At 61.1% G+C, this 21,116-nt stretch carries 15 protein-coding genes, 4 pseudogenes and 1 riboswitch; of the genes and pseudogenes, 7 read left to right on the top strand and 12 right to left on the bottom strand.

The window, feature by feature from the left end; all coding sequences use genetic code 11:
• Nucleotides 1-5 precede the first annotated feature (5 nt).
• The 3 genes from AC0L7L_RS21210 to AC0L7L_RS21200 all read right to left on the bottom strand — a co-directional run bounded on the left by AC0L7L_RS21210 (nucleotide 6) and on the right by AC0L7L_RS21200 (nucleotide 4,255).
• Nucleotides 6-1,163 (bottom strand): acyl-CoA dehydrogenase family protein, encoded by a 1,158-nt coding sequence (locus AC0L7L_RS21210; protein ID WP_473514186.1) that lies wholly within the window; start codon nucleotides 1,161-1,163, stop codon nucleotides 6-8.
• Entirely contained in the window at nucleotides 1,160-3,349 is a 2,190-nt protein-coding gene (locus AC0L7L_RS21205; RefSeq protein ID WP_473514185.1) for an acetate--CoA ligase family protein, read from the bottom strand. The genes AC0L7L_RS21210 and AC0L7L_RS21205 overlap by 4 nt, the downstream gene beginning before the upstream one ends.
• A gap of 102 nt (nucleotides 3,350-3,451) precedes the next feature.
• Complete coding sequence (locus AC0L7L_RS21200) at nucleotides 3,452-4,255, bottom strand: IclR family transcriptional regulator (protein WP_272214426.1); 804 nt, start codon at nucleotides 4,253-4,255, stop codon at nucleotides 3,452-3,454.
• A 203-nt stretch (nucleotides 4,256-4,458) separates the two neighbouring features.
• Between AC0L7L_RS21200 and AC0L7L_RS21195 the strand changes: the two genes are divergently transcribed.
• The 3 genes from AC0L7L_RS21195 to AC0L7L_RS21185 are packed head-to-tail and all read left to right on the top strand — an operon-like array spanning nucleotide 4,459 to nucleotide 8,093.
• A complete protein-coding gene (locus tag AC0L7L_RS21195; protein ID WP_272214427.1) occupies nucleotides 4,459-4,866 on the top strand; it encodes a Zn-ribbon domain-containing OB-fold protein in 408 nt (135 codons plus the stop codon).
• Nucleotides 4,863-6,014 (top strand): acetyl-CoA acetyltransferase, encoded by a 1,152-nt coding sequence (locus tag AC0L7L_RS21190; protein ID WP_473514184.1) that lies wholly within the window; start codon nucleotides 4,863-4,865, stop codon nucleotides 6,012-6,014. The genes AC0L7L_RS21195 and AC0L7L_RS21190 overlap by 4 nt, the downstream gene beginning before the upstream one ends.
• Nucleotides 6,015-6,029: 15 nt before the next feature.
• The gene (locus AC0L7L_RS21185) at nucleotides 6,030-8,093 is read left to right on the top strand and encodes a 3-hydroxyacyl-CoA dehydrogenase NAD-binding domain-containing protein (RefSeq protein WP_473514183.1); all 2,064 of its coding nucleotides are present in this window, start codon (nucleotides 6,030-6,032) and stop codon (nucleotides 8,091-8,093) included.
• A 195-nt stretch (nucleotides 8,094-8,288) separates the two neighbouring features.
• On the opposite strand, the pseudogene AC0L7L_RS21180 reads toward AC0L7L_RS21185, so the two are convergent.
• The 5 genes and pseudogenes from AC0L7L_RS21180 to AC0L7L_RS21160 all read right to left on the bottom strand — a co-directional run.
• A pseudogene (locus tag AC0L7L_RS21180) lies at nucleotides 8,289-8,444 on the bottom strand (thiamine phosphate synthase); the annotation flags it as partial.
• A gap of 22 nt (nucleotides 8,445-8,466) precedes the next feature.
• Complete coding sequence (thiC, locus tag AC0L7L_RS21175) at nucleotides 8,467-10,275, bottom strand: phosphomethylpyrimidine synthase ThiC (protein ID WP_473514182.1); 1,809 nt, start codon at nucleotides 10,273-10,275, stop codon at nucleotides 8,467-8,469.
• A gap of 98 nt (nucleotides 10,276-10,373) precedes the next feature.
• Nucleotides 10,374-10,489, bottom strand: a riboswitch (TPP riboswitch).
• Nucleotides 10,490-10,667: 178 nt separating this feature from the next.
• Nucleotides 10,668-11,422 (bottom strand): IS5 family transposase gene (locus AC0L7L_RS21170; protein ID WP_473514181.1). Its coding sequence is split into 2 segments (ribosomal slippage): nucleotides 10,668-11,089 and nucleotides 11,089-11,422, totalling 756 coding nucleotides; the frame shifts between segments, so codons are not numbered across the junction.
• 207 nt (nucleotides 11,423-11,629) lie between these two features.
• Nucleotides 11,630-13,405, bottom strand: coding sequence for a ZinT/AdcA family metal-binding protein (locus tag AC0L7L_RS21165; protein WP_473514180.1), 1,776 nt, complete (start codon nucleotides 13,403-13,405; stop codon nucleotides 11,630-11,632).
• 69 nt (nucleotides 13,406-13,474) lie between these two features.
• Nucleotides 13,475-14,356, bottom strand: coding sequence for a metal ABC transporter solute-binding protein, Zn/Mn family (locus AC0L7L_RS21160; RefSeq protein ID WP_473514179.1), 882 nt, complete (start codon nucleotides 14,354-14,356; stop codon nucleotides 13,475-13,477).
• Nucleotides 14,357-14,698: 342 nt separating this feature from the next.
• On the opposite strand from AC0L7L_RS21160, the pseudogene AC0L7L_RS21155 reads away from it, so the two are divergent.
• Nucleotides 14,699-16,590: pseudogene (locus tag AC0L7L_RS21155) on the top strand (PhoX family protein).
• 192 nt (nucleotides 16,591-16,782) lie between these two features.
• Here the strand turns inward: AC0L7L_RS21155 and AC0L7L_RS21150 are convergent.
• From AC0L7L_RS21150 to AC0L7L_RS21140, 3 genes and pseudogenes are all read right to left on the bottom strand, one after another.
• Nucleotides 16,783-17,135 (bottom strand): annotated as a pseudogene (locus AC0L7L_RS21150) (GFA family protein).
• 1 nt (nucleotide 17,136) lies between these two features.
• Nucleotides 17,137-17,730: a GNAT family N-acetyltransferase gene (locus AC0L7L_RS21145; protein ID WP_272214436.1), complete on the bottom strand. Its 594-nt coding sequence runs from the start codon at nucleotides 17,728-17,730 to the stop codon at nucleotides 17,137-17,139.
• Nucleotides 17,731-17,767: 37 nt separating this feature from the next.
• A complete protein-coding gene (locus AC0L7L_RS21140; RefSeq protein ID WP_473514178.1) occupies nucleotides 17,768-18,649 on the bottom strand; it encodes a DMT family transporter in 882 nt (293 codons plus the stop codon).
• A gap of 126 nt (nucleotides 18,650-18,775) precedes the next feature.
• Between AC0L7L_RS21140 and AC0L7L_RS21135 the strand changes: the two are divergent.
• From AC0L7L_RS21135 to AC0L7L_RS21125, 3 genes and pseudogenes are all read left to right on the top strand, one after another.
• Nucleotides 18,776-19,039, top strand: a pseudogene (locus AC0L7L_RS21135) (transposase); the annotation flags it as partial.
• Nucleotides 18,985-19,161: an ABC transporter ATP-binding protein gene (locus AC0L7L_RS21130; RefSeq protein WP_272214691.1), complete on the top strand. Its 177-nt coding sequence runs from the start codon at nucleotides 18,985-18,987 to the stop codon at nucleotides 19,159-19,161. The pseudogene AC0L7L_RS21135 and the gene AC0L7L_RS21130, both read left to right, overlap by 55 nt.
• A gap of 176 nt (nucleotides 19,162-19,337) precedes the next feature.
• A complete protein-coding gene (locus AC0L7L_RS21125; RefSeq protein ID WP_473514177.1) occupies nucleotides 19,338-20,291 on the top strand; it encodes an amidohydrolase family protein in 954 nt (317 codons plus the stop codon).
• Here AC0L7L_RS21125 and AC0L7L_RS21120 read toward each other — a convergent pair.
• Nucleotides 20,236-20,937: a GntR family transcriptional regulator gene (locus AC0L7L_RS21120; protein ID WP_473514176.1), complete on the bottom strand. Its 702-nt coding sequence runs from the start codon at nucleotides 20,935-20,937 to the stop codon at nucleotides 20,236-20,238. The genes AC0L7L_RS21125 and AC0L7L_RS21120 overlap by 56 nt on opposite strands.
• Nucleotides 20,938-21,116: the final 179 nt, after the last annotated feature.

The following is a 21,116-nucleotide window of genomic DNA, read 5'->3' as shown; positions in this document are numbered from 1 at the left end:
GTCCCTCAAAGCCCCAGAACCTGGCCGGCCAGGATGCTGCGCTGGATTTCGTTGCTGCCGCCATAGATCGACAGTTTCCGCCAGTTCAGGAACTGATAGGCGACATTTGAAAACAGCGCGTCGGCGCAATCGCTGGCGCTTTCGGGCAGGGCGGCGGGGCCGGCGATATCCAGCATCAGTTCTGTCAGCCCCTGCTGCACTTCGGTGCCCCGCACCTTCAACAGCGAGGTTTCAGCGCCAAGCGTGCGGCCCGCCTCGGCAGCCGCCAGAAGCCGCAACGTGGTGGCTTCGATCGCCATGATATCGACCTCGAAACCGGCTAGCCGCGCGGAAATCTCTGGATCATCGACCATCGCGACGGCCCCGGCCATCTCCCGCACGCGCGACAGAAGGTGCTTCGAACGTCCGACGCCGCCAATGCCCAGCCGTTCGTGCTCAAGCAGCGCCTTGGCATAAGTCCAACCCTTGTTAAGCTCGCCGACGACCAGATCATCGGGAACAAAGACATTGTCGAGGAAGATTTCGTTGACCTCGTCGGTCCCGTCCATCAGCCGGATCGGGCGGCGCGAAACGCCGGGTGCGGACATGTCGATCAGCATCATCGAAATGCCCTGCTGCTTCTTGACCTCGGGATCGGTGCGCACGAGGCAGAAAATCCAGTTGGCATATTGCGCATAGGTGGTCCAGGTCTTCGAGCCGGAGACGAGCCAGCCGCCATCGATCCTGACGGCGCGCGTGCGTAGCGAGGCGAGGTCGGAGCCGGCGCCCGGCTCGCTGAAGCCCTGGCACCACCAGTCCTCACAGGAGAGAATGCGCGGCAGGAAACGCTTCTGCTGTTCGGTATTGCCGAAGCGGATGAGGATCGGGCCGATCATCTTCAGCCCGAAACCGGGCAGCGGCGGCGTGTGCAGTCGAAAAAACTCCTCGTCGGCAATCAGCCGCTGCCGCGCGGTCCAGTCGGGGCCGCCATGTTCTTTCGGCCAGCCCGGCGCCACCCAGCCCTTGCGATGCATGCTTTGGTGCCAGCGCACGAAATCCTCGCGCGCAAGCGGGCTGCCCCGCGACACTTTCGCCCGGGTCGAGGGATCGAGTTCTGCTTCAACGAAAGACCGGATTTCCGCGCGAAAGGCGGTATCCTCGGGTGCGTTGAGAAGATCGGTCACGCCTTGCCCTCCGGTTTGACAATCAGCGCATCGACAGCAACGCAGCCCGCACCTTCGGCAAGGACGAGAACCGGGTTGATGTCGATGCTTTCGATGGCGTCTGCATGTGCGACCGACAATGCGGAAAGCCGCATGATCGCATCTTCCAGCGCCGCGCGATCGGCTGCGGGCTGCCCGCGATAACCGGCAAGAAGCGTTGCAAGCCGGGTTTCGTCGATCATCTCGGCAACGTCGGAGGGACTGAGCGGCACGCGGCGCAGCGCGACATCGTTCAAAAGCTCGGTCATCACGCCACCGACGCCGACAAGGATCATCGGCCCGAAATCGGGATCATTCTGCATGCCGAGAATAACCTCGACCCCGCTGCCGACCATTTTTTGCACCAGACAGGGGGCCGGCTTGCCGTCGAGCGTATGCCCGGCGAGCTTGTCGGCAAGATCGACGAATGCGTCGCGCACGGCATCGGCATCGCCAAGCTTCAGGTGCACCAGCCCGGCATCGCTCTTGTGTTCCATGCCGTCGGCAAGGCCCTTGAGCACGACCGGGTAACCGATGACCTCAGCCGCGCGAACAGCTTCCTCCTCGCTTTTCACCAGGGCTTCGCCGACCATTGGCAGGCCATAGGCCGAAAGCGCCTCCTTGGCGACATTCTCGGCAATCGTGCGGCCGCCACCGGCAAGCAATGCAGTCACGCGTTCTGCGGCGCCTGTGGCGATTTCCGGGCGGTCGCCTTCATCTGCTGGGCGCTTCCTGCGCTTGTGATAATCGGTGAACCGTTTCAGAGCCTTCAGCATCTGCTGGCTTCCGCGATAGATCGGCAGGCGTCCGTCGCGGGCAAGCTGTTCATAGCCCGCCTCCACCACCTTGCCGCCGTCATAGACGACGATGATCGGCTTGTCCGCCGTTTCGCTCAGTTCCAGCACCGGGCCGATCAACCGGCCGCGCCAGCTTTCGCGCACCTGATGAATGAACACGACGAGAATGTCTGTGTTCTCGTCATCGAGGGCGATCTTCAGGCTCTGACCCCAGCGTTCGGGGTGATTGTTGACATTGCCCGACAGATCCAGCGGATTGACCGGCGGGGTGAAATCGAGCAACGGACGCAGGCCTTCGACGGTCTTTTCGGTGAAATCGGCCATCGGCAGGTCGAGCGCCTCGCACTGATCGGCCATGACACCGCTCCAGCCGCCCGAAAATGTCACCACCGCAATGCGCTCGCCACGCGGCGGCGGGCATTTTTCGAAAAGGGCTGCCGCTTCGGCAAGCTCCATCGGGTCATCGACCGAAACCACGTTGTTTTGCCGGAACACGGCCTCATAGGTGCGGAAGGCGCCGGCCATCTTGCCGGTATGGGCAAGGGCCGTGCGCGCGGCGCGCTTGCTGCGGCCGAGCTTCAGCACGATCAGCGGCTTTTCGACGGCCTGCGCCTTTTCCGCCACCGCAAGAAAGCGCGCGGGCGTGCGCAAACCTTCGAGATTCATGCAGATGGAGGCGATGTCCGGGTCATCCAGCGCCCAGCTGGCATAATCCGCCGCCTCGACATTAAGCTCATTGCCGGTCGATACGAGATATCGCATGCGAACGCCCTGATCATGGGCGCGGGACAGAAGCACCATCAAAAGCTGGCCGCTCTGGGAAATCAGCGCGGTGCGTCCCGCCGACATATCCTCGGGGAAGGTCGCCGCCGTCAGCCCCATAAAGCCACTGCCGAGATTGGCAAGGCCAAGACAGTTCGGCCCGCAGATGGCAATCCGGTTGCGGTTTGCGATCTCGCGCAGCTTTTCTTCCATCGCTCGCCCCTCTTCGCCGGTCTCCGAAAAGCCCGATGCGAGAATGACGGCGCCGCGCACGCCCTTCCTGCCGCAATCCTCCAGAATGTCCGGCAGCAGCTTTTGCGGCACGAAAATGAGAACGGCGTCGACTGGCTCGGGGATGGCCGAGACAGACGGGTAGCATTTGAGATCGTTCAGCTCTTCATATTTCGGATTGACCGGGAAGATGCGCCCCTCAAAGCCGAGCCGTCGCAACACCGACACCGCCATGCCGCTCCAGCCGTCACTTCGGTTGCTCGCGCCGACAACGGCGACGCTTTTCGGGTTCATGAGACCCGAGAGTTGGGCGAAGACACCCTCACCCGCTGCGGCCTCCAGACCGGTCTCCGCACCGGACGCAGCATTTTTCAACATACCATTCCTCCCTTGGCCTGTCCGGCGGGACTATTCCCGAAACCTCTCCAAGGGTCAACATATTTTTGGAAAAAATGCCTGCAATGCAGACATCGTTAAAATCTATTCGGAATAATGCCGCCGCATGCGCCCTTCGATGACACGCGCTGAATTCATCAGCGCCGCGGCGTAATCGGTACGCACCTTCTCAGGCGTGAGCGCGGATGAAAGCCCGGAAATCGAAAGGAGAAGCGGATCGCCATCCTCGGCGAAACGGATTGTCGTGGCCGCTGCATTCAGCTCCGGCCACCAGCAACCGAACGAGGTCACATAGCCTTCCGATTGATACCGCTCCGCCTCAGCGGCCAGAAGCGGCGCCTGCGCATCATAAAGAGCAGGATCGGCCACCCTAAGCTGCCGCAGCATGGCCGCGCGGCGCGGCTCGGAAAGCGCGGAAAGATAAGCCCTTCCGATCGCGGTCTGCAGCATCGGCACCAGAGCGCCGACATCCAGATTGAGCACGATCGCCTCGGGTCGCCGGGCCAGATCGAGATAGCGAATGCCGCCATCGCTCGCCACGCCGAGCGCCACGGAAAAAGGCCCAAGCTCGGACAGTGCCTCCATCGAGGGCCGCGCCAGATCACTGATGCCGGTGCTGACCAGCGCCGCCCGGCTGAGTTCGATAACGCGCGGCGCCAGGCTGTAGCCGGATGAGCGCGCGTGATGGACGAGATACCCTAGCTTGTGCAGCGTATGCGTGAACCGGGCGACCGTGGAGCGCGGCAAGCCGGTCCGCTCGGCGAGCGCCTGATTGGTGAGCGCCCGGTCATCCGGCCTATAGGCCGCGATGACGCGAAGGCCGCGCTGCAGCGACGTCACGAAATGGCGATCGCCTGCATTCTCGTCCTCGATCCCGAACCCGTTCATTGCCGCTCCTTTCTCTCCATAACCCGGGAGGCTCTAGGCCCGAACCCATGCTCATGCAAGCCGCCCGGCACGCACCGTCTTGCCAGAAGAGGCAAAGCTTGGTAACGATAATTTAAAACATATGTCTGCATTGCAGACAACTATATTGTTGCGAAATGAGGAAGAGCATATCGCGGCAAGCGAGATTTCAGGGAGGAAAAGCGATGACGGTTCGGTTACCGGCTTCAGGGCCGGATCTTGAATTTCAGGCCCATGTTGATAACGGCCAGCTCTGGCTTCAGACATGCCAGGACTGCGATAAGGCGATCTTCATGCCCCGCATCCTCTGCCCCCATTGCGGTTCGCTTAAACTTGCCTGGCACCCCGCCTCGGGTCTTGGAACGGTTTACTCCCGCACGGTTCTCTACGGCCGCCCCAAGCCCGGCGAAAGCCGCCCGCAGCGCCATGCGCTCGTTCTCGTCGACCTTGACGAGGGGCCACGCATGATGAGCCGCCTTCCCGACACCGATCCCGATGACATTACCATCGGCATGCGCGTGAAGGCGCGTATCGAGGGCGATGCCGGCGCGCATGCCGTCGTGTTCGACCCATGTGAGGAGACACGCTCATGAATTCGCGCCTGCGCGGCAAAGCCGCAATTGTCGGTGTCGGAACGGCCGGGCTCGGCGAAGCCCCCGGTTTCAACGCAATGGATATCCAGGCGCTCGCAATTCACGAAGCGCTTGAGGATGCCGGGTTGAAACTCTCCGATGTCGACGGATTGTTCACCGCCAATATGAGCCACACTTTCCCGGCGATATCGACAATCGAATATCTGGGGCTGAGGCCCCGCTGGATCGACGGTACCAATACCGGCGGCTCCAGCTTCGTTGCCGATGCCATGTCGGCAACCATGGCGCTTGAGGCCGGACTGTGCGATGTGGCGCTGATCTGCTACGGCGCAACGCTGCGTTCCAACGCCGGCCGCATGACGCCAGCCGCCGAACAGCCGACCTATGAGATCCCCCACAAGCCGCGCTATCCGATGACGGCCTATGCCATGGCGGCGGCCACACATATGGCGCGTTTCGGCACCACCCGCGAACAGCTTGCCGAGGTGGCCGTTGCCGCTCGCGCCTGGGCGCGGTTGAACCCCGAGGCCTTCGAACGCGACCCATTGACCATAGAGGATGTTCTGTCTTCGCGCATGGTGATGGAACCGCTCAGCCTGCGCGACTGCTGCCTTTTGACCGATGGAGCCGGCGCCGTGGTGATGACCCGCGCGGACCGGGCCCGCGATCTGCCCAACAAGCCGGCCTATTTCCTCGGCGGCGGCATCGCCTCCTATAACAGGGCCGTTTCCGAAATGCCGGACCTGACGACGACGGCGGCCCATGATTCCGGACAACGCGCCTTCGCCATGGCCGGAATGAAACCTGAGGACATGAATGTGCTTCAGCTTTATGACGCCTTCACCATCAACGTCATCCTGTTTCTGGAAGACCTCGGCTTCTGCCCCAAGGGCGAAGGCGGGGCTTTCGTTTCCGGCGGGCGCATCGCCCCCGGCGGCGCGCTGCCGGTCAATACCAATGGCGGGGGGCTCTCCTTCTGCCACCCCGGCATGTACGGCGTTTTCACGCTGATCGAGGCCACCCGCCAATTGCGCGGCACTGCCGGCGAGCGGCAGATCACCAATGCCAAAACGGCGCTTTGCCATGGCAACGGAATCACGCTGTCGCATCAGGCGACTGCGATTTTCGGAACCGAAGCAACCCTTTGACGCGGAGACAAAGCCATGACCAACACGCTGATCGAACAGGAAAAGCGCGGCGCGCTCGGCATCATCCGCATGAACCGCCCGCCGGTCAATGCGCTGGGATACGAGTTGCGCAGCCAGATCACCGAGGCCCATCGCGCCTTCGATGCCGATCCGGAGATCGCCGCTACCGTGCTCACGGCCTCGGGCCGGGTGTTTTCCGGCGGCGCTGATATCACCGAATTCAACACCGGCCGCAAACATCCCTACCTGACCGAACTGATCACCATGCTGGAGGAAGGCAAAAAGACCGTAATTGCAATCGTAAACGGCATCGCCTTCGGCGGCGGCTTCGAACTGGTGCTGGGTTGCGACTATATCTACGCCCTGCCGGGTGCGAAATTCTCCTTCCCGGAAATCAAGCTCGGCAATATCCCGGGCGCCGGCGGCACGCAAAAGCTTCCGCGGCTGGCGGGCGGGCCGAAGGCGCTGGAACTCATTCTCACCGGCAAGGCGATCGCAGCCGAGGAAGCCGTGGCACTTGGCATCGCCGAACTCGTTGCCGAAAACGAGGAAGACGCGCTCGCCCGCCTTGAAAAATCGGTTGCCGACGGACTGCCGCGCCGCCGGGTCCGGGATCTTGTCATGACTGGATCGCCGGATGCACTTGACGCGGTTGCCGAAGAGTATCTGCGCCGTAGCAGGGGTGCGCCGGCGGAGAAAACGGCGCTTGAAGCCGTGCGCAAGGCCTATGACACGCCCATCGATGAAGCGCTTGCATGGGAACGCGATACATTCCAGATCCTCAATGCCACGCCGGAAGCGCGCGCCATGCGGCATCTGTTCTTCACCGAGCGCGAGGCGCGCAAGATTGCCGACCTGCCGAAGGACACACCGCAACGCACCGTCTCCTCCGTCGGCGTCATCGGCGCCGGCACGATGGGCCGCAGCATCGCCATGTGCTTTGCCGATGCCGGCCTCTCCGTCACCCTCGTGGAAGAAGCTGAGGACAGGCTGGATGCGGGCCTTGCCGCCATCCGCAAGACTTATGAGGCATCACGCGACAAGGGCCGGATTTCCGAAGATGACCTAGCCGCGCGGATGGCGCTGATTACGGGCACGATCGCACTCGAAAGCCTCGCCTCCGTCGATCTGGCGATCGAGGCCGTGTTCGAATCCATGGAGGTGAAATGCGCCGTCTTTGGCGCTCTCGACAGGGTCTGCAAACCGGGTGCGATCCTTGCCACCAATACTTCCACGCTTGATGTTAATCGCATTGCAGCCGCAACGGCGCGTCCGCAAGATGTCATCGGCCTGCATTTCTTCAGCCCGGCCCACATCATGAAGCTTCTGGAGGTCGTACAGGCGGAAAAGACCGCGCCGGACGTGATCGCGACCGCTATGGCAATTGGCCGGAAGCTTGGAAAGCACAGCGTTCTGGTCGGTGTGTGCGACGGCTTTGCCGGCAATCGCATGTTCATCAACTTCAATCGCGAGGCCCAGATCCTGATCGAGGAGGGCGCCCTGCCCTGGCAGATCGATGCGGTCATGACCCGCTGGGGGCTGGCCATGGGGCCGCTGGCGGTGATGGACCTTGCCGGTCTCGATATCGGTTACAATATCCGTCAGTCCCGCGGGCCTCAGACCCCCTACCCGTTCACCACCGCCGACCGCCTGTTTGAAGCTGGCCGTCTCGGGCAGAAATCCGGCAAGGGCTGGTACCTCTACGAGGCGGGCGCACGGCGCGGCGTGCCGGACCCGGAGGTCGAGGCTCTGGTCAAGGCAGTTTCTGCGGAAAAGGGGATTACGCGGCGCAAGGTCAGCGATGACGAGATCCTGCGCCGCTGTATGTGGCAATTGGTCAATACCGGCTATCAGATCGTCGAGGAAGGCATTGCCCAGCGCATCAGTGATCTCGATGTCATCTTCGTCAACGGCTACGGCTTTCCCCGCACGCGCGGCGGCCCGATGTGCTTTGCCCGCGAAACCGGCCTTGAGCAAGTGGCCCGCGACATCATGCGCTACCACGCCGAGATCGGCCCGCACTGGAAGCCTTCGGCGCTGCTGCTCGCCGAGGCGGGCATCTGCGACTTTGGTGCGTGACCTCGGAGGGGCGAAGCATAGGCATTGTCGACGGCATTGCGCGGTGGCAAAGACCAGTTGGCGGCGATGGCCCGTTCGAAGTTACCGTCACGCTCGGCCATATCAGTCACCTCTTTGCCGAAGGTTCGCGGCTACGGATTTTCGGGTCGCCCGGCAAACAATCCTCGGTGGGCCTCTCACCCCAAGCAGCCTGATCCTGCCAGTGGCCGCTCTGCCGCCCGTCTTGTTGCGAAGTTGCGCCGTAGTTGCCCCGCCCGCCACCGCGCGGCGCGCGGTCTCGACCATCTCGATCCCGGCACAAAGGCCGGGATCGAGAACCAGATAGACAGACAGGTCGGTGGATTGCCGCATCCCGGATGCCCGTTGCGGCATGTCAGGCCTCCTCTTCGCTGTTCAATGGAACGTAGAGTGCCCCGCCCTCTCGGAATTTCTCCGCCATCCTCGCCATCCCGACCTTCTGGGCCTCGGCGCGGATGTCGTGGGAGATCCGCATCGAGCAGAACTTGGGCCCGCACATCGAGCAGAAATGGGCGGTCTTGTGCGCCTCCTTGGGCAACGTTTCGTCATGCATGGAGCGGGCGGTCTCCGGGTCAAGCGACAGGTTGAACTGGTCTTCCCAGCGGAACTCGAAGCGCGCACGCGACAAAGCGTCGTCACGTATCCGCGCGGCTGGGTGGCCCTTGGCGAGATCGGCGGCGTGAGCCGCAATTTTGTAGGTGATGACGCCGGTCTTGACATCATCACGATCCGGCAGGCCGAGATGTTCCTTGGGCGTCACGTAGCAGAGCATCGCCGTGCCGAACCATCCGATCATCGCCGCTCCGATGCCACTGGTTATGTGGTCGTAACCCGGCGCGATATCCGTGGTGAGCGGCCCGAGCGTGTAGAACGGCGCCTCGCCGCAGGTCTCAAGCTGCTTGTCCATATTGGCCTTGATCTTGTGCATCGGCACGTGGCCGGGGCCCTCGATCATCACCTGGCAGTCTTTCGCCCATGCGATCTGCGTCAGTTCTCCAAGCGTTTTCAACTCGGCGAACTGCGCTTCGTCATTGGCATCGGCAATTGAACCGGGACGCAATCCGTCGCCGAGGCTGAAGGACACGTCATAGGCGCGGGCGATGTCGCAGATCTCGTTGAAATGATCGTAAAGAAAGCTCTCACGGTGATGATGGAGACACCACTTGGCCATGATCGACCCGCCACGGCTGACGATCCCCGTCACCCGCCCCACCGTCATCGGAATCATGTGCAGGCGCACCCCCGCATGGATGGTGAAATAGTCCACCCCCTGTTCTGCCTGTTCGACCAGCGTGTCGCGATAGACCTCCCAGGAGAGATCTTCGGCAATGCCGCCGACTTTTTCCAAAGCCTGATAGAGCGGCACGGTTCCGATCGGAACAGGCGAATTGCGGATGATCCAGTCGCGGATGTTGTGAATGTTGCGCCCGGTGGAAAGGTCCATCACCGTATCTGCGCCCCAGCGCGTGGCCCAAACCATCTTCTCCACTTCCTCGGCCATTGAGGAGGTCACGGCGGAATTGCCGATATTGGCGTTGATCTTCACCAGGAAATTCCGCCCGATCGCCATCGGCTCGGCCTCGGGATGATTGATGTTGGCAGGGATGATCGCCCGGCCCTTCGCCACCTCGTCCCTTACGAATTCGGGCGTGATGAAATCCGGAATTTCGGCGCCGAAATCCTCGCCATCGAGTGCAAGCGCGTCTTTCGCCGCCCTGCGACCCAGATTCTCGCGGATGGCGACAAACTCCATCTCTGGCGTCACGACCCCGGCGCGGGCATAGGCCATTTGGGTCACGGCGCAGTCTCCCGTCGCCCGGCGCGGCCGATGACGCACTGGAAATTCCGGCACCAGCCGCATACCCTCGGCAAAGCCGTTGTCCTCGGGTTTCACATGGCGGCCGTCATAGGTCCGGGTATCCTTTCGCGCGGCGACCCAGCCCTCTCGCAGGCGCGGCAGCCCGCCCTCGATGGAGGGTTTGGCATCCGGATCGGTATAAGGGCCGGAACTGTCATAGACGGTTACGGGTGGCTCACCCGCACTGGGGTGCACATCGATTTCGCGCAAGGGCACGCGGATATCAGGATAGAGCACGCCCTTTTGCCAGACGCGGCGGGACGCCGGCAGCGGACCTGTGGTGACGGTTGGGGATAAGTCTTTCATCGGTCGGAGCCTCCATAGCTCTTGGCGTTGGAGACCCAGTTCGACGTCGAATGGAGGAGGCCGCGCATTGCATCCGATAGGAATAGCGGGCTTGATCCCGCGCAGCCGATGCACCATCCCTACGCCAGTGTGAACTGGATCAGGTTCATCGGGTCACTGCGCTGCGACAGCCAGCAGTATCTCAGCCCCTTGTCGGGACCCCCGGGTGAGCGCGCCAAAATTGCGCCGAATAGACGCGCTTGTCAACGCCAGCCTTGGTGGAGGGAATATAGCTTTCTATTTTTTTGGCGCACCGGGCAATCAAAAACCGGATCAAGCTTATTCGCCCGGTGCTTTGCTTCGCGCACTCCCGGCATTTTTGACTTTTTCGTTAGGCTCAGGACTCGTTAAAATCAAAGCCAGAAGATAACGGCAGCAGCGATGCATATGCTTGAGAAGAAAGTGTGTGCACAACGGTCGTATCGGGTGTGAATTCGGCGCCAGTCCTTGAGCCTGCCAAACATGTTCTCGATTTTATGGCGCTTTTGGTAGAGCTTGCGGTCATGCGCTATTGGGACCTTTCTGTTCGCCCTCGATGGAATGCAGGCCTTGATTTTGCGCTGCGCCAAGGCCTCTCGAAACCAGTCGGCATCGTAGCCTTTGTCGGCCAGTACCGTCTTTGCTTTGGGAAAGGCCTCTATCATTCGGGCAGCACCTTTGTAGTCGCTCGTCTGCCCTTCGCTCAACAGCATGATCAGTGGCCGGCCATGGCCATCGCAAACCGCATGCAGCTTGGAGTTCAAGCCGCCTTTGGTGCGCCCGATACGTCTGGGAACATCCCCTTTTTTAGCAGACTGGCTGCGGTGCGATGTGCTTTCAAATGCGTAGCGTCGATCATCAACTGTTCCGGCTCACCGCATTCGGCCGCCAACTCAGCGAAAATCCTGTTGAACACACCAAGCCTGCTCCAGCGGATGAAGCGATTATAGATCGTCTTGTGCGGTCCATATTCCTTCGGCGCATCGCGCCATCGCAAACCATTGCGCAAGACAAAGACAATGCCGCTCACGATCAGCCGGTCATCAACACGAGGCACACCGTGAGACAGTGGGAAATAGGGCTCGATCCGGCGCATCTGCGCCTGCGACAGCAGCGGCAAATCACTCATTGCGGTTCTCCATTCGAGCCCAATGAATCAAAACGAAGAGAACGCCGCAAGTGATTTAATAGGTCCTGAACCTAGTGTCTTCTCGCTGCAAACGGCGATGATGGCACCGTTTACGCGCATCTACTTGTACTTGATCCTCGGAAGAAACGTGAAAAGGGCGTCCAGCCGTGAAGCCGGACACCCGTTCTTTGAAGCGCTACGTCTAGCTCAGTGGGTCAGCATCTCGTCGGCGATCTGGTCGCTGTCGAGCGATGACGGGTAGTAGGTCGGCCAGTTTGTCAATTCTTCCAGAAGGGCCGCACGGTCGTCACCCCAGTAGAGGTGATAGTGATCGGCGTCTGCCCGCGCGATCCGGTGGTCGGAGAACTGGATGAATTGCGGCGCGGCCTCGTCGCCCTCGCTCTTTTCGAAGATGAACCGGACGCCCCTGTTGCCCTTGGCATAGGTCAGGACTTCATAGCCGTCGCTTTTGTAGCGACCTTCAACCGCCTCGCCATCTTCATAGAAGGTGACTTCGTGGCCATCGATGGTGATGCGCTCGACATCGGTCTTGTAACCGGTGTCGTAGTAAGCCTTGTATTCCTCGACGGTCATGCTGCCGGTCTCGGCCTTGTGCTTCATCACCGGGTCGAGTGTTCCGTCCTGAAGATAGGGATAGACCGACTGCCAGTCGCCGGCCCAGTCGGAAAGCGGACGGTCCGCGATCTGGCTGTCCTCGAAATAGCCCTTGTAAATCTGCGGATCGCCATGATCGTGGGCGTGATCATCTTCGCCCTCGTGGACCATGCCGCTGCCGCCTGCAACGGCGATGTTGTAGGGCATACCGCCGACGTCGACCGTACCGACTTCCGCGAGACCATCCTTGGCGATGCGGCGGACGAGGCCGGCATTCGGGTCGCTCATCACGATCTCATCACCGGCCATGGCGATGCGTGGACGCGGGTCGTTCCAGTGGCCATCCATCGAATAGGGCTCGGTAACCTTGGCGCTTGTCGTGAGGCTGGCGTCCAGAATGTCGATCTGATGCAGGCTGCCATCCTCGGTCAGCACATAGCCGAAAAAGGGATTGGCCGGATCGAGCGCGAAGTCAACGCGGCGGAACGGCAGTTCGATATAGCTAAAATGCGGCTCATCGGCCGGGTCGATGACGACGAGGCCATTGGATCCGTAATTGCCGAGAAAGACCTGCATGCTTTTGGCGCCAAGCAGGGTGCCCGTGGTCTCACCTTCCGGCAAATCGTCCGGATAGGTCAGCATTTCGAAGACGGGGCCGTCTTCGCCGGGGGTCACGGTCAGCACGCCTTCCTGGCAACCGGCCGCGAGAAAGGCCCCGGAGAAGGCTTCGCCGTGAATGCCGGTGCAGGTCGCGACATCGCCGGTCGGCTCGCCGTCTTCGGTCACGGCGCGCAGGCCGATGCGGGTGCCGTCAACCGGCGTATCGGTTGCAACGCTCGTGACCCAGTATTGGCCGACGGGAGCGGCAAAGCCATGATGGGCGCGTTCCTGCTTCAGTTCGCTGGTTTCAAGCTCGCCGTGGTGAAGCTCGGGAGCATCGACGATTGCGGCATAGCCGCCCTTGTCGAAATTGACGACCACCTTGCCGTCATGATCGATGATGTGGAACGGGCGCGGGCCGGTGAGGCTTTCCTCGATGGCGACCGGCGCCTCGATATCGATATCGGAATGGTCACCGTGGGAATGCAGCGAGATGCCGCTGTTGATGAAGTGAACCGCGTCATCGTTGGACTGAACAGCAACAACGGCTGCGCCGTCGTTGACCGCGTAAAGCTTGTTCTGGCCGGTGGTGTCGAAGGACCAGCGATGGTCGGGTTCGCTGAGGTCGAAGGCCGTGATTTTCGCGGCGTCATGGTCGCCGACGAAAACGCGGTAGAGGGTGATGCTGTCCTCATGGTCTTCGGCAAACGCCGCCGGAGCGCCAAGCGAAATCGCGAGTGCGGATGCACCCAGGATCCATCGTTTCATATCAGTCTCTCCTTGATGGTATAACGTAACATTAAGAAGCAAGGTTCGACCTCACCCTTTTTATTAGTGTCAGCCGTTATTGATGGCGGTGGCGAGCGTTTCGACGTCGTAGCGCATCATGTCGATATAGCTGGGTGCTGCGCCATCGGCTGAAGACAACGCGCCCGAATAGAGCGTTCCCCCAAGTTCCAGTCCGGCTTCGGACGCGATCTGTTCGACGAGGCGGGCGTCGGAAATGCTTTCGGCAAAGGCGACCACCGCGCGCTTCTCCCGGATTTCACGGATCAGCGATGCGGCATCCCCGGCGGATGCTTCGGATTCCGCCGAAACACCCTGCGGCGACAGGAAGAAAACCCCGTAGTCGCGCTCGAAATACCGGAAGGCATTGTGGGCAACGACCATGACCGTGCGCTGCGCCCCGTGCCAGTTCTTGATCAGCGCGACAAGGTTGGTAATCGTGCGCGCGGCAACCGCGTCGAACGGTTCGTCCAGAAGAACGAGATCGGCGTCCTGAACCAGAACAAACAGCGCTCTCTGCAACTGGCCGCCGGACAGGCTGTCGACGGGACGCTTCTCGAAGCCTTCGAGACCCACGACCATCAGTGCGTCGCTGACGGCCTGCCGGTCCTGCGCGCGATGACGCTCGAGAAGCCCGCAGCGGGGCCACAGCCCCAGCGAGACGAGGCCGGCGACCCGCGCGGGAAAGCTGCGGTCGAGCTCGGAAAGCTGCGGTAGATAGGCGGGTCGGGTACCGGGCGCGACCGCGCAACTGCCGCCAAGCGGCCGCAGCTTTCCGACAATACTCTTCATCAGGGTCGATTTGCATGAGCCGTTGCCACCGATGACCGCCGTCAGGCTGCCCTTGCCGACAACGCCGTTCAGGTGGCGCACGGCCAGATGCCGGTTGTAGCCAAGCGTCAGATCGCGAAAGGTCAGGCAGGCCTCGGCCATCGAAAGGCTCTCATTCATACGCAAGAGAAATAGTAATGTAATATCATTACATTTACCGAAGGGGTGATATGAAGGCAACCGCTTTTTCCGTTTTCCCGAAAATTTGCCTCTGGATTGACGACGGTGCCAAAGTGCGGGTGGGCTGGCGCACGGCATTTGCCTGTCTTCGGGGCCTTCACGCCCTTCCGCATGCCTGCTTTTGCTCCCCACCTCTGCCTTGGCCATGGCAGCGGGGCTCGATGGGCGCCTTTTTATGCTGTCATCGATGGTGCCTTTCATACCACCGTTAAGAACGCCCTGTAGGGGTAATTTCGTAATGGTATTAAATTACGAGGACCTTTTATGACCAGGATACCGCCTATCAAGATGCCCGCCGACGCGTGGGACGAGCTCAACTTCCCCCGCGCGGAAGAAAACGATTTCGACCGCGTCGTCGAACGCGCGATCTCGCGGCGCGGCTTTCTCGGTGGCGTGGTCGCCTTCGGGTCGGGCGCCGTTGCCATGAGCGCCGGGCTGTTGCCGAGCGGGTCAGCGGAAGCGGCAGCGCCGCAATCGCGCTTTCCGTTCACGCCGATCGCGGCCCAGACCGATTACGCCTTTCACGTGCCGGAAGGTTATAAAGCCAGGGTTCTGGTGAGCTGGGGCGATCCGCTTTATGACGGCGTTGCCGAATTCGACCACGAGACCGGCGGCGCGGTCGAGGAATCCGACAAGGTTTTTGGTGAAAACACTGATGGCATGGAAACCTTCGAGATCGGCAATCACCAGATCCTCGCGGTCAACAACGAATATGTGAACAGCGACATCAACCTGCCGCATACGGAAGACGGCGTGCCGCAGAACGCGGCCGATGTTCTGAAGCTGCAGAACTTGCAGGGCGTTACCGTTGTTGAAATCAAGGAAGGCGCCGACGGCTGGTCCGTGGTGCGCTCCAGCCCCTTCAACCGCCGCCTGCATCACAATGCGCCGATGGCGATTTCCGGGCCGGCCGCCGGTCATCCTCTGCTGAAGACCGAAGCCGACCCCGATGGCCGCGCCGTGCTCGGCACGATGGGCAATTGCGGCGCCGGCAAGACGCCCTGGGGCACCTATCTGACCTGCGAGGAGAACTTTAACGGCTATTTCGGCGCTACCGAAGAGACGAGCTACGGCGATGATGTCGCTGACGGTTACAAGCGCTACGGCATGGCACCGGAAGGGCGTTACAGCTACGAAAAGTTCGACCCACGCTTCGATACCTCGAAAAACCCCAACGAACCGCATCGCTTCGGCTGGGTGGTCGAGATCGACCCGACCGATCCCGACAGCACGCCGGTCAAGCGCACGGCACTCGGCCGTTTCAAGCATGAAAACGCCGAAGTGACGCTCGCCCCCGATGGCCGCGTCGTGGTCTATCTCGGCGATGACGAGCGCGGCGAGTTCCTCTACCGCTTCGTCTCGACCAATCCCTATGTCGCCGGCGGCGATACCGATGGCCTGCTTGACGACGGCACGCTCTATGTCGCGAAGTTCAACGACGATCAGACCGGCGAGTGGCTGGCGCTGACGCCGGAGACCACCGGCATGGACGAAGCCGACATCCTGATCTTCGCCCGAATGGCCGGATCGAAGGTTGGCGCCACGACCATGGACCGTCCCGAATGGGTCGCGGTCAACCCTTACGCGGTCGAGGCCTATTGCTGTCTCACCAACAACAAGAACCGCGGCGTCAAGGAAAATGCCGGCGGCGACGCCACCCTGTCGGCGGGCCGAACCCGCGCGAGGCCAACAAATACGGCCAGATCGTGCGCTGGTATCCCGATGACGACGACCACGCCTCCAATAGCTTCCGCTGGGACCTGTACGTCATGGCCGGCAATCCGGAGGTCCATTCGGACGCCTATGCCGGCTCGTCCAACGTCAACAGCGGCAATCTGTTCAACTCGCCCGACGGCATGGCCTTCGATTCGAGCGGTCTCGTCTGGATCCAGACCGACGGCAATGACAGCAATGAGGGCGAATTCGCCGGCATGGGCAACAACCAGCAGCTTGCCGGCGATCCGGTGACGGGCGAGATCGTCCGCTTCCTGACCGGCCCGCGTGGCGGCGAGATCACCGGCCTGTGCTGGTCCGCCGACCGGCGCACCATGTTCGTCGGCGTCCAGCACCCGGGCGGCTCGTGGCCGGCGGAAGACGGCCTGCCGCGCTCGTCGATCATGGCGATCAAGCGCGATGACGGCGGCCTTGTCGGCTAACAATAAGGCAGTCGCAACCTTGACAGGGCATGGCGCGCGGAGCGCCATGCCGATGGCTTCCGGTAGGACCTGCCGCCCTGTTTTCAGAGCTGGCTTTCCGAAATACAGGCTGCTGCGAAAGCCGGGGGCACGCCATCAATGCCGCTGTAAGTGGGAGCGCCGGGCGTCCATGCGGTCTCACGGTGCTCCCACTTACAGCGGATAGTAGTCGCCCTTATCGGCAACGAAGATGTGCTTGCTGATGCGTAAAGCGGAGGTGTCATCCAGGCAGCCGGCGGCGATGCCAATGCCGGCCTCGTCATTCATGCGGTAGAATAGGCTGGACCCACAATGCGCGCAGAAGCCGCGTTTTGCTTGATCAGACGATGCGTACCATCGCAGTCCTACATCACTCAAAAAAACAGCTTGTCGAAGGGCGCGTGGGTCGAAGCCCAGAGATGGCCACTCGTTCGTCTGCATTGGCTGCAATGGCAGACGGTCACGGTGTCGCGCACCTCGTCCACCTCGAAAGCGACCGCGCCGCATTCGCATCGGCCTTTGATCATCTCAATTCCCTCCTTCATTCTTCAGCTGCTTTCGCATGATCGGCCGCGTATCGGACCGGCGCGCGACCTCGATGAATCCGACGCTCCTGAATGTTCCTATAAAACCGGTCCAGGCATAGACGGCCGGATATTTTGTTCTCGGCGTATCGATAGGGTAGCCCTCGACGATTGCTGCTCCGCGCACGCGTGCCCAGTCGACAGCCGCATTCAGCAGTTTGAGAGAGAGACCCTGACGCCGGAATCGCTTGTCGACCAGGAAACATGAAACGCTCCAGACCGCCTGTTCGTCCACCGGTTTCAAGGTTCTCGATGTTGCAAGGCGCGGGAAGGCCGATCGCCGGTCGATCTGGATCCAGCCGACAACCTCACCGCCATGCAGTGCGACAAGCCCCGGAACGGCGCCGCTGTCGAATATCGCCTTCATGGACTGCCGGTTACCATCCCCCTTGCCAGCTTCCATCGTCCTGGCGCTTCGTCTCCACAGCATGCACCAGCATCCGCCACAACCGCCTTTCTCGCCCATAACGGCCTCAAAATCCGCCCAGCTTGCTGATCGGATATCAAAGGCGATCGAAACATCCGGTTGGCGCGTCATCTTTCATCCCTCTCCCTGGGGGTACTTTGCTGCGCTTTCATGCGGGTTTCTCTTTTTGCCGCAAGATGGTGAACACGCCGCTGGCGATGATGATTGCGGAGCCGAAGAAGGTCATGGCGTCCGGACTTTCCCGCCAGATCAGCCAGCCGAACAACGTCGCCCAAATGAGACCGGTGTAATCCAACGGCGCGACGATGACGGCAGGCGCCAGCCGAAAAGCCTGCGTCATCATCGTCATACCTGACGTTCCGAAAAGGGCGATGGCCGCAAAAAGCCAGAGGTCTTCGATAGGTACCGGGACCCAGACGAAGGGTACGATAAATGCGCTGATCAGCGCGGCCGTGCCTGTCAGATAGACCAGCAGCGTCCATACACTCTCGCGCGCATCGATCCAGCGGGCGCTGAGCATCAGCAATGCGTAGACGAGTGCGGTGGCCACGGGCAGAAGAGACGCCGCCTGAAACGCCGCACCGCCCGGACGGATCACCACGAGCACGCCGAGGAAACCGAAAAGCACAGCCAGCCATCGCCGCATACCGACCTTCTCCCTCAAAAACAGCGCCGAAATGACGGTGATGAAGAAAGGCGCCACAAAGACCAGCGCGGTGGCCTCCGCAAGTCCGAGATAGATAAAACTCGTAAAGAACAGCATCGTGGCGGCGACCCAAAGCATGCCGCGCATGAGATGCGCCAAGGGGCGGTATGTTTTCAGCGCCGGTCGTCCACCCATGATGAGGGCGATGAGCACGGTGAAAGGCAATGCGATCACGTTGCGCAGAAACAAGATTTGAAGCGGCGCGTAATGCGCGGTCAATGCCTTGGCCACTGCATCATTGGCGCTCAGGCAGGCAACACCTGCGCACATCAGGACGGCGCCGCCTGTGTAGCTTTCCTGTGTGCCGGACGGTGCAGCCCGCATGTCGATCTCCCCTGACGATTCCGTTACGCATGCGAGAGGCCAGATTGCCCCATCCGGTACCTGCAAAGCAAGTGCGCGAAGATGTCCAGCGATTCGCCTTGTCCACATTCTCGAGATGTTGAAGACCTGCTTGCCGGGCGCGGCATCGACGTCGCGTCTCAGACTGTTTCGGAATGGGCAGAGTATGAGGCGGGCCTTCGCCGCCGCGGTAGTTTGACCCTTTGGATGACGCCGGAAGCTTTGGCGGGCTGGACTGCCCCGCGTCGCAAGGCGCTTGGGAGTCAGCCGCTTTACTCTAATCTGGCCATTGAGACGATGTTGATACTGGGTATGGTATTCGGCCTGCGACTGCGTCAAAGCGAAGGGCTTTTGAGTTCGGTGCTCACGCTGACCCGCGCAAACGCTACGCTTTTTCCACCGCCAGCGATGACATTCCGAGCGCAACCAACCGGCCGGAAGGATGCGCCTTCCACAAACGCTGTCCGCTGGCGACAGACATTTGCCGCCGGTAAGACCCGGCACTGACGAAACGCAGCACGCCCGAGCACCGCGTCGCCTGCCATCACCGTTGAGGACCGTATGATGATGACTTCCTATCTGTTTACCGGTGGCCGTATCAGTAAGGTCGGCGCGGATATCCGGGTGTCTGAAGACACCTTGTAAGATACCGCTCGGAGGCCGGACACTGATGCCGGGACTGATCGATTGCCATGTGCATGTCGGTGCCTGGTCGCTCGATCTGTGGTCGAACACGGTCGTGCCCGCTTCCCTTTCGGCGCTCCGGTCCGCGCGCGTTACGGAAGAGGTGCTCGGCTGCGGTTTCACCACGCTGCATGATCTCGGCGGAGCGGACACCGGTCTGGTGTGCGCTGTCGAGGACGGCCTCGTCAACGGGCCGCGGCTTATCACCTGCAGCAAAGGGCTTACGGTGACGCTCGGCCATACCGATCCGCGCTTGCGCGGCGACAACCGGCCTGGGCTTCTGTTCGAACGGGTGGGCTCAATGAGCGTAATCGCAGACGTTGTCGACGATGTCCGCGCGACCTGCCCGACGATGATCAAGGAGGGCGCGAAATTCATCAAGGTCATGGCCAATGGAGGGGGCTTATCACCCAATGACCCGACCCACGCGATCCAGTATTCACGCGATGAAATTGCCGCCATGGTCGAAGAGAGCGAAGCGCTCGGTCTCGGGGCGGCAGAATTCACCAAGATCAATACTGTGCGCGAGGCCGGGCTAGCCTCTCTCGAAATCATGCGCGACGCAGGCCTGAAAATGGCTGTCGGTTCTGACGTTCTCGGCGAACTGCGCTCATATCACTGCAAGGGGTTCGATATCCTTGCGCGCGTGCTGACCCAGGCGGAAGTCATCCGTTCAACAACGCTCACCAGGGCCGAGCCTTGCCAGATGGAAGGCGAGATCGGCGGCATCAGCGAAGGCGCAGCCGCTGATCTCCTCGTGATCAACGGAGTCCCGCTGGCCGATATTTCACTGCTGACGGGTGACGGAAAACACAAGCCTGCCATCATGAAGGGGGGCAGTTTCACAAGTGCAGCAGGACACTCTCCGACCGAACAGTGTCCGCTCAGGCCGGATAGGCCGCACGACGGACATTTCCCTGCACACGCATTTGGTCGATGATGTTCTGGCCTGCCCCCTCGACATGAGCGGCGATCACGCGCGCAGCCTCGTCGGCATCTTGCCGGCGGATGGCATCAAGCAGGGCCCGGTGCTCACGAAGCACTTCGTTTCGCCGTTTCGGAGAGTTCGTGAAAGGACGACCGATCGCGCCCAGAATGTCGCGATGGCGCCACCAGAGCTCCATCGCATGGCGATTATAGTGGCGCTCGTACATGTACTGATGAAACCGGGCGTCTAGGCGCGATTGCTGCTCGTGGTCCTCGTCGAGCTTCAGGGCTTCCATCTGGTTACAAAGGTTGTCGAGAACCCGGATATCTTCGGCGGTGGCATTTCCGACATACCAGTGGGTGAGCTTCGGTTCGATCAGCATTTCGATTTCGATGATGTCGCGCACAAAATCGGCATCCATCGGCCGAACACGAGCGCCACGGTTGGTTTCCATGATCACGAACCCCTCGCCACGCAATTGCTGCAGCGCCTCGCGAACGGGATTTGTCGAGGTGCCCATCCGCCGCGCGAGTTCGGAAACCTTCAGCCGCTCATGCGGTTTGACCCGACCCAGAACAATGTCGTCCCGTAATCGCGCGTAGACCGAGGTGTCTTCGCCTTGTTCTTTGTTGAGATGGTTTCGCGCTTGCATCGTCATCCGGTGTTTTCCTGGGTAGGCCCGATCCTGTCCCATTCTTGTTCTCTTTGGTTTACGCATCAACGCATAGAAAGTCAAAATTATTCAAATACGATAATTGACAGATAATGTACGATATGGTCTTTATCGTACAGCAGATGGCGGGGAGGTCTTTTGTCATCGTGCTCGCTGTCGATCGG

This window comes from Martelella sp. K41-7 (genome assembly GCF_055808365.1).
The sequence above is the reverse complement of the archived record's forward strand: the minus strand, read 5'-3'. Positions and strand labels throughout refer to the sequence as shown.

Bases quoted from the DNA above. Each gene is read 5' to 3' on its own strand.
- AC0L7L_RS21190 (WP_473514184.1), top strand. From the start codon at position 4,863: ATGAATTCGCGCCTGCGCGGCAAAGCCGCAATTGTCGGTGTCGGAACG.
- AC0L7L_RS21185 (WP_473514183.1), top strand. From the start codon at position 6,030: ATGACCAACACGCTGATCGAACAGGAAAAGCGCGGCGCGCTCGGCATC.
- AC0L7L_RS21125 (WP_473514177.1), top strand. From the start codon at position 19,338: ATGCCGGGACTGATCGATTGCCATGTGCATGTCGGTGCCTGGTCGCTC.
- thiC (WP_473514182.1), bottom strand. From the start codon at position 10,275: ATGAAAGACTTATCCCCAACCGTCACCACAGGTCCGCTGCCGGCGTCC.
- AC0L7L_RS21145 (WP_272214436.1), bottom strand. From the start codon at position 17,730: ATGACGCGCCAACCGGATGTTTCGATCGCCTTTGATATCCGATCAGCA.
- AC0L7L_RS21200 (WP_272214426.1), bottom strand. From the start codon at position 4,255: ATGAACGGGTTCGGGATCGAGGACGAGAATGCAGGCGATCGCCATTTC.
- AC0L7L_RS21140 (WP_473514178.1), bottom strand. From the start codon at position 18,649: ATGCGGGCTGCACCGTCCGGCACACAGGAAAGCTACACAGGCGGCGCC.
- AC0L7L_RS21205 (WP_473514185.1), bottom strand. From the start codon at position 3,349: ATGTTGAAAAATGCTGCGTCCGGTGCGGAGACCGGTCTGGAGGCCGCA.
- AC0L7L_RS21195 (WP_272214427.1), top strand. From the start codon at position 4,459: ATGACGGTTCGGTTACCGGCTTCAGGGCCGGATCTTGAATTTCAGGCC.
- AC0L7L_RS21165 (WP_473514180.1), bottom strand. From the start codon at position 13,405: ATGAAACGATGGATCCTGGGTGCATCCGCACTCGCGATTTCGCTTGGC.
- AC0L7L_RS21120 (WP_473514176.1), bottom strand. From the start codon at position 20,937: ATGACGATGCAAGCGCGAAACCATCTCAACAAAGAACAAGGCGAAGAC.
- AC0L7L_RS21160 (WP_473514179.1), bottom strand. From the start codon at position 14,356: ATGGCCGAGGCCTGCCTGACCTTTCGCGATCTGACGCTTGGCTACAAC.